Origin of the sequence: Pontibacter sp. BAB1700, from assembly GCF_000277005.1 — a bacterium.
GTDB lineage: Bacteria > Bacteroidota > Bacteroidia > Cytophagales > Hymenobacteraceae > Pontibacter > Pontibacter lucknowensis.
In genome coordinates this window covers 1-6,932 of the sequence record NZ_AKIS01000177.1, presented here as the reverse complement: position 1 = coordinate 6,932, position 6,932 = coordinate 1, and the positions used below count along the sequence as shown (strand labels likewise).

At 50.0% G+C, this 6,932-nt stretch carries 11 protein-coding genes; 5 read left to right on the top strand and 6 right to left on the bottom strand.

Going from position 1 to position 6,932, the window contains the following annotated elements; translation table 11 throughout:
• A partial coding sequence (locus O71_RS18275; RefSeq protein WP_007659866.1) for a PCRF domain-containing protein occupies nucleotides 1–785 on the bottom strand: 785 nt, incomplete at its 3' end.
• Between the two features lie 186 nt (nucleotides 786–971).
• On the opposite strand from O71_RS18275, the gene O71_RS18270 reads away from it, so the two are divergent.
• From O71_RS18270 to O71_RS18260, 5 genes are all read left to right on the top strand, one after another.
• Nucleotides 972–1,433, top strand: coding sequence for a DUF3365 domain-containing protein (locus O71_RS18270; protein WP_192811706.1), 462 nt, complete (start codon nucleotides 972–974; stop codon nucleotides 1,431–1,433).
• A complete protein-coding gene (locus tag O71_RS24050) occupies nucleotides 1,418–1,594 on the top strand; it encodes a hypothetical protein (RefSeq protein WP_155800999.1) in 177 nt (58 codons plus the stop codon). The genes O71_RS18270 and O71_RS24050 overlap by 16 nt, the downstream gene beginning before the upstream one ends.
• Nucleotides 1,595–1,739: 145 nt before the next feature.
• Nucleotides 1,740–1,910, top strand: a complete 171-nt coding sequence (locus O71_RS27545; protein ID WP_369750991.1) for a thioredoxin family protein — start codon at nucleotides 1,740–1,742, stop codon at nucleotides 1,908–1,910.
• A complete protein-coding gene (locus O71_RS27540; RefSeq protein WP_369750990.1) occupies nucleotides 1,907–2,059 on the top strand; it encodes a hypothetical protein in 153 nt (50 codons plus the stop codon). The genes O71_RS27545 and O71_RS27540 overlap by 4 nt, the downstream gene beginning before the upstream one ends.
• Nucleotides 2,060–2,062: 3 nt before the next feature.
• Entirely contained in the window at nucleotides 2,063–2,305 is a 243-nt protein-coding gene (locus O71_RS18260; RefSeq protein ID WP_007659864.1) for a hypothetical protein, read from the top strand.
• Nucleotides 2,306–2,391: 86 nt separating this feature from the next.
• On the opposite strand, the gene O71_RS18255 is transcribed toward O71_RS18260, so the two are convergent.
• The 5 genes from O71_RS18255 to O71_RS18235 form a co-directional block, all read right to left on the bottom strand.
• Nucleotides 2,392–3,030 carry a TetR/AcrR family transcriptional regulator gene (locus O71_RS18255; RefSeq protein ID WP_237717901.1) on the bottom strand — a complete coding sequence of 213 codons (639 nt, stop codon included), beginning with the start codon at nucleotides 3,028–3,030 and terminating at the stop codon, nucleotides 2,392–2,394.
• 132 nt (nucleotides 3,031–3,162) lie between these two features.
• The gene (locus tag O71_RS18250) at nucleotides 3,163–3,846 is read right to left on the bottom strand and encodes a carotenoid biosynthesis protein (protein WP_007659862.1); all 684 of its coding nucleotides are present in this window, start codon (nucleotides 3,844–3,846) and stop codon (nucleotides 3,163–3,165) included.
• A complete protein-coding gene (gene crtD, locus O71_RS18245; RefSeq protein WP_007659861.1) occupies nucleotides 3,839–5,335 on the bottom strand; it encodes a 1-hydroxycarotenoid 3,4-desaturase CrtD in 1,497 nt (498 codons plus the stop codon). The genes O71_RS18250 and crtD overlap by 8 nt, the downstream gene beginning before the upstream one ends.
• Before the next feature lie 146 nt (nucleotides 5,336–5,481).
• Nucleotides 5,482–5,922, bottom strand: coding sequence for a hypothetical protein (locus O71_RS18240; RefSeq protein WP_007659860.1), 441 nt, complete (start codon nucleotides 5,920–5,922; stop codon nucleotides 5,482–5,484).
• A 364-nt stretch (nucleotides 5,923–6,286) separates the two neighbouring features.
• A partial coding sequence (locus O71_RS18235; protein WP_007659856.1) for a DEAD/DEAH box helicase occupies nucleotides 6,287–6,932 on the bottom strand: 646 nt, incomplete at its 5' end.

Below are 6,932 nucleotides of genomic sequence, written 5' to 3'. Positions count from 1 at the left end.
AGCTGCGACTTCTGATCCTGGCACTGAGCCACCAAACCGGTTGGTAAGTGCGTCAGACGAACGGCTGAATATGTCGTGTTTACTGACTGACCACCCGGGCCTGAAGAACAGAACAAGTCCTTGCGAATGTCATTCATGTCGAGCTCGATGTCAAACTCCTCTACCTCTGGCAGTACTACCACAGAGGCAACCGAGGTATGGATACGACCCTGCGTTTCGGTGGCAGGCACACGCTGCACACGGTGCACACCCGACTCAAACTTGAGCTTGCCGTACACGTCCTCGCCGGACATACCCACTATAATTTCTTTGTAGCCGCCCGACGTACCTTCTGTGGCATCGATCAGTTCGGTGCGCCAGCCCATCTTCTCAGCGAAGCGGGTATACATACGGTACAGGTCACCAGCGAAGATAGAAGCCTCGTCGCCACCGGCACCAGCACGGATCTCCATGATGATGTCCTTGCTATCGTTCGGATCTTTTGGTATGAGCAACTCTTTCAGCAACTCTTCCATCTGCTCACGCTGTGGGAGCAGCTCGTCCAGTTCCTCCTTGGCCATCTCACGGAACTCCTCGTCTTTCTCCGTCGCGATCACCTGCTTGGCGCTGTCGATGTTGCTCAGGATGTTGAGGTACTTCTTATACTCTACTACTATCTTGTCAAGGTCTTTATACTCTTTATTCAGCGCTTTGAATTTCTTCATGTCGCTGGCCACATCAGGCTGGATAAGCAGCTGGCTCACCTCCTCAAACCGGTGATTAATGGCTTCTAATTTATCTAACATCGTTCTGTTATGGTTTTATAGCTGCAAAGATACTAAATTGGCGTTGAAGTAATAAAACATAAGTATCAAGCACTGGGTTTATCTCTAGCTTATATTAATACAAATTTGCTCTGAAAGATGTTCAACAGCCGCTCTTTGTCTGCCATCATAACCCTAAGTATATCCCTGTTAGTTTCAAGCTGCGATGTGAAAGTAAAACCCATAGAGGGAGGAAAGGAAATCGCACAGGAACTGGAACGCCACAAGATCAAGCGCCTCACCCAGCAGGATATCCTCAATGCCGCCCTGAAGCATGGTGACTCTATTGTGGTGGTAGCGCAGCGCCTGCACGTCCAACGCCTGACCGGGCACCTTGCGCAGGGAGGAGTGGAGGCCGCTATACCTTATTGCCAACCCGAGAACTACGAGGAAGTAGAAGCGCTGCAGCACAAGTTCGGAGCCATTTCACGCCGCTTCAGTGAGCAGCCACGCAACCCGCAAAATCAACCAAAGGGCGCCACAGCCCAGGTGCTGGCCAGGTATAGCAGCGGGCAGGAACGTGAGTCAAAGGTTGAGGCGCTGACTAAGGACGAGATCCGCTATACCTCCCCGATCTACCTGCGCGACGAGAGCTGCCTCAGCTGCCATGCACAGTGGGGCAGGATGTAAGCGAAACCGATTATGCTCTGATCAAAGAAAAATACACACAGGACCAGGCCACTGGCTACAGGAAAGGTGACCTGATGGGTATGTGGGAGCTTACATTCGACAAAATGGACCTGGTGGCCTACCTCAACGACCAGCCCAAGAAAAGCCGCCGCCCCCGCTAAACAATCCTTCTGTGTTGCTGTTTTAGCCCGGACAACCGTGCAATGGTGACAAACATCACTGCATGTTTGGTCTGAAACATTTAACTTTGCACCTAGTATGATTAGGCAATACCTGATCTGATGTTTAATCTTTAAAAAGAATAACATGGCTGTAATAGTAGCAACCGATAACGATTTCAATAACGTACTCAACTCAAACCAAAACGTGGTAGTGAAATACTACGCTGACTGGTGCGGCAGCTGCCGTTTGTTTGCGCCTAAGTTCAAGCGCATGTCTGACGAAGAAGTTTTTGCCAATGTGGCCTCGTGGATGTGAATGCTGAAACAAGTCCTGAGGCCCGCAAACTGGCTGGCGTGACCAACCTGCCTTTCTTTGCCGTATTCAGGAGTGGCAAACTGGTAGATACAGTGGCCGCCAGCAAAGAAGAAGCTGTACGTGATCTGATCAACAAACTGACTGTTTAAGAAATGAAGATACCCGCAATCAAGAAACTGGTAGAAACTGAGTCGCTGGAAAACCTGACGGCAGCCGAAGAGGCCCTGATGGAGGAGCAGCCGCTTGCCATTGAAGTAGAAGGAGATGACGAAGGCGAACAGCTGACACACGTGATAGCTGCTGCCTGGATCCTGAACTACATGAACGACAACGGCGTCGATTTCAAGACGGCGCTGCGTGAGTACACGAAAAAGGTGCGCGTTTCTATCAGCTAAACCTATAACTGATAACTTTTAAAAGCATCAGGCCTCGAAGCGAACTGTTTCGGGGCCTGATGCTTTTTTATAGCGTATTTTTCTGTCTACATGTTATTCTTTGCGAAATATGATTCTGCCAGTTTTCCTCCCAGGTCCGTACAAATGCCGCGCACATAGTACAGGTAGATGCTGCGGAACACTTCTGCCAGATCATACTTTGCAGGCGGAAATGATACCGGGTTGATCATCATAAAGAACTGCTCCAGAATGATCTTTGTAACCAGTTGGAGGTTGATGTCTTTGCGGAAGTAACCCTGCAGTATCCCTCTGTTCAGAATCTCAGCGTTTACATGTTGGTTGTTGTCAATTACATTTTGCATGCTCAACTGCCAGGCTTCCGGGTATTTCTGCAGATCTGCAATATAAACGGGGTTCACCTGCTTTATACTTCTGATACCATCCTGCAGAAGCAGCATAATTTCCTCTACAGGGTTCGTAGCCTTGGAGAGCATTTCCATCTGCCTTTTGTTTTCTACTTCTATATCGTACAGAATGACCTGCTTCACCATATTCTCACGGCTCGAGAAAAGCTCCTGAAAAGTTGACTGACGGATGTCAAGCTTCCTGATCAGGTCTGCATCTGAGTTCGCATCTATGCCTTCCCGCTTAAAGATCTGCAGGAGTTCACCTAATATGGTTTCTAAAAAAGTCATGGAGTAGGGTAGATCATCAAGCTTATGCATGGAGTAGGTATATACTCATTACGCAGTTAAATGCTTGATGTATATATTATATTAACTTGTATTTTAAAGCATGCAAATGTAACATAATACAAGGCGCCTTACAAGCTATTCTCTAATCTGTCCCGAGTTGACCTACAGTAAGGTCCAGATACTGATGAAGAACACGGCCTGTACCAGGTAAACGTAAGGCGCCAATCGGTTGTGCTTGTAGATAGGGGCTTTCTGAAAATACACCTGAAACAGGAAGGACAGTCCCAGCCACCCTAGGTAATTAGTCCATGGAATACGCCCTCCATACCAGTCCCAGAAGTCAAAAGCCACAGCCACCGGCTCCAGAAAGAAATCGAGCCCGACCATAAGCAGCGCAGCCAGCACAGCTTTGGCAAGCCAATACAGCTGTATCATATTAACCAAATGCCCTGAAGTGTAAACGAGCATCAGCCAGTTAAGCCCGATCAGCAGCGGCACGTCCAGCACTTTTATACCTAAAGACTCCCCATAAGCATAGTCCCCAAATAGTAAGCCGGTGTGTATACCTAGCACCTCCGCAAAAAAGCCAGCTGCCATGATTATAACCGCAAAGAGTATGAAGGCTACATTCCAGCGTCTGTGAAAGGAAAAGAGCAGGAAGTTAGTCAGGAGCAGGTTCATGGGTGTTAGCCGCTGAAACTTTTCGGGTTCGCCACTAAACATCAGCCCCCAAAAGCCCACTGCGTGGAAAATAGCCAACACACCTAAAGCTATGCCAAAGGCATAGGGTTTAAGCCGTTCTTGCAGAGGTATAGCCGGTTGATATGTTTGTGTGGTATCAGGCATGCTGTTTAGATTTGTTAGCTGGTGTTACGACTGGTAGAAGACTTCCTACTATACGGGCAGAAAGCAGGCAGAGTGGTATACCTCCCCCAGGATGCACACTGCCTCCGCAGAAGTAAAGCCCCTTAAGTCTAGAACTGAAGTTCGGGTGCCGCAGAAATGCCGCCATGCGGTTGTTAGAGCTGCTGCCATAGAGTGCCCCCGCATACGATGAAGTCTGCTGCTCAATCAGCAATGGGTCCAGCACCTGTTCGCAGGCGATCAGTTTGCTTAGGTCAGTTTGCAGCATACGGCTGAGCTTATCTGTCACGGACTGGCGGGTGGTGCTGATGAGCTGCTCCCAGTTCTGCCCCTGGTGGTGCGGCACGTTCACCATCACAAACCAGTTCTCGCAACCGGCAGGCGCATCGCTCTTTTCCATTTTGGAGGTGATGTTCACATACACGGTCGGGTCCGGGCTGATGGACTTGTGCCGGAAGATGTGCTCGAACTCCTTTTTGTAGTCCTGGCTGAAGAAGATGTTGTGCAGGTGCAGCTCCGGAAACTCACGGGCTATACCCCAGTAGTAGATCAATGCAGAGCTGGAGCGCGGCTGCTGCAGCGTCTGCTCCGGTGCAGGCTGGTCGGGCAGCAAGCGGCGGTAGGTCGGTACCACATCCATGTTGCTCACCACCACCTCAGCGCTATACCTGCCGGAGCTGGTTTCTATACCTGTTGCTTTGCCATTTTGGGTAATGATCCGCTCCACCCGTTCGTTATACCTGAAGGCCACGCCCAGCTCCTCGGCCAGCTTCACCAGACTGGCAGCTATGCTGTAAATGCCACCTTTGGGGTAGAAAGCGCCTATGTTATGCTCCAGATGCGGGATCAGATTGAGTGTACCCGGTGCCTGGTAAGGGTCGGAGCCGTTATAGGTGGCAAAGCGGTCGAGCAATTGCACAAAGCGCGGGTCCTTGAACAGCCTGGTATTGGCATCGTGCATGGTCGTCGTCAGCCCCAGGTCCGACAGGCAACCCAAGGCTTTAAGCACATCAGCGCTCAGGTAAGTATCGAGCCGGTGCAGGGATTTGTGCAGAAAGGTATCAGCCGTGCCCTTGTAAAGCCGGGCACTTTTGGCCAGAACATCCCGTACATCCTGCGCCTTTACCCCCAGCTGCTGCTCCGCCTCAACGGCAAAGGCCTCAGCATCGGCATAGGCCTTCAATTGACTGCCATCGGGCCAAAAGTAGTGCGTGATCGGGTCGAGGCGGGTATAGGTAAAGTAATCGGATGGATTGCGACCCGCCAGGGTAAAGAGTTCGTCGACGAGGTGCGGCAGTGTGAACAGCGAAGGACCGGCATCAAAGCGGTAGCCCTGCAGGTCGAACTGGTGCATCTTGCCTCCAAATGAAGCATTGGCCTCAAAAACAGTCACGTCATAGCCTTTCACCGCCAGCCTGATAGCCGTGGCGATGCCTCCTATACCTGAACCGATAATGGTCGCCTTTGTCATACCCTAATTTAAGGAGATTATTTCTTCTCTGCACTTAACTGAAAGGGTATAGCAAAGGTTTTAAAGATTTGGCTCTTTACTACAGAGCTGATCCCGTGGTATACCTATACCTGATGAGCTTATCTATATCTGAGGCTTCAGCTAAATTATACCTGCCTGAATAGCCTCCTGTACACCGGCCAGCGCATTCCAAAGGCAACTAGCATCAGCGGATACAGTAGTAAGTCGAGTACTTTATACCCTGTGCTATAGTCAATGATGTCGTGGATAACAGCGCCGCTGCCCTGCTTCGTAATTAAATGCTTGTGTCGCCAGCTGCGGAGGGGTGGGGGCACTTCTTGGCCTTCGTCCACAAACCAAGCAGCTGTGTCCGTTATTTCCCGCTCCGTAATCAGGCTGGTCCAGTGGAAGGCTTTTATCCCTGTCTGCAGCTCCACCTCTACCACGTCTCCTACATCAATGCCATCAAACCGCAGCAGCTTCAGCCGCGGATAAGGCGGCGCCAGCTTCCTGAACAGCTGCTCATCAAAAGCATTAAAAACGCTCAGAAAGTCTTGCTGCACAGTAGTTTTTAGGTGGAGGAGCATTTTTTTTGACTGCTAAATTGCTGATTTTTAAATTGTTGTCCCGCATTTGCACCTGTCGCCGCTCCAATGAGCGGGGGAAAATAGTAGCTTGTGGCTTTTAAACAGGTATAGCCAGCTTAATTAGCACTTGCCGAGCCAGGGGTGATTGGCAAAAGTCGGTGAAAACGTGGGCCTTCCCTCTATACCTGCGAGCCGGGCTATACCTAAGAACTACCTCTAATAACCAAACATTAACCATAAGGTTATACCTACTATCTTACTGTAAGCACAAAAGAAAAGCCGCAACACTCGACATGCTGCGGCTTCGGTATTTTCACATGTTACCGAACCAATAATTTAACTATCAACAATTTAACAATCAAAGTTAACTCAACAAGTTGTCAATATCCTCTTTCGTCAGGCTCTTGATGATGTTTTCGTCGGTGCTGATCAGGTCGGTTACGAGTTGAATCTTCCGGTTCTGCAGTGCCAGTATCTTTTCCTCCACGGTGTCTTTGGTGATGAACTTGTAAGTAAACACCTTGTTCTGCTGCCCGATACGATGGGCACGGTCCACGGCCTGCGCCTCTACAGCCGGGTTCCACCATGGGTCCAGGATGAACACATAGTCGGCAGCGGTTAGGTTAAGGCCCACACCACCGGCTTTCAGCGAGATCAGGAACACCTGTATGCTTGGATCATTCTGGAAGAGCTCTACCTGCTGCTGGCGGTTTTTGGTATTACCGTCCAGGTATGCGTAGGTGATCTCCTTTTCATTCAGCACCTGCCGTATTATTTCCAGGTGCTTCACGAATTGGCTGAAAATAAGCACCTTGTGCCCCTTGGCCACTATGCTCTTGGTCATGCGCATCACCTCTTTCAACTTACCCGACTCGCCTTCATAGGCCGGGTCAGTCATAGAAGGGTGATTGGCAATCTGGCGGAGCTTCATCAGACCCTGCAAGAGCATAAATTGTGTATTGCCCGGCCCGTTTTCCTCCAGGCTCGTCAGGATCTTATTGCGGTAATAC

Coding starts and splice junctions, on each gene's coding strand:
- O71_RS27545 (WP_369750991.1), top strand. CDS start 1,740: ATGGCTGTAATAGTAGCAACCGATAACGATTTCAATAACGTACTCAAC.
- O71_RS18260 (WP_007659864.1), top strand. CDS start 2,063: ATGAAGATACCCGCAATCAAGAAACTGGTAGAAACTGAGTCGCTGGAA.
- O71_RS18255 (WP_237717901.1), bottom strand. CDS start 3,030: ATGCATAAGCTTGATGATCTACCCTACTCCATGACTTTTTTAGAAACC.
- O71_RS18250 (WP_007659862.1), bottom strand. CDS start 3,846: ATGCCTGATACCACACAAACATATCAACCGGCTATACCTCTGCAAGAA.
- crtD (WP_007659861.1), bottom strand. CDS start 5,335: ATGACAAAGGCGACCATTATCGGTTCAGGTATAGGAGGCATCGCCACG.
- O71_RS18240 (WP_007659860.1), bottom strand. CDS start 5,922: ATGCTCCTCCACCTAAAAACTACTGTGCAGCAAGACTTTCTGAGCGTT.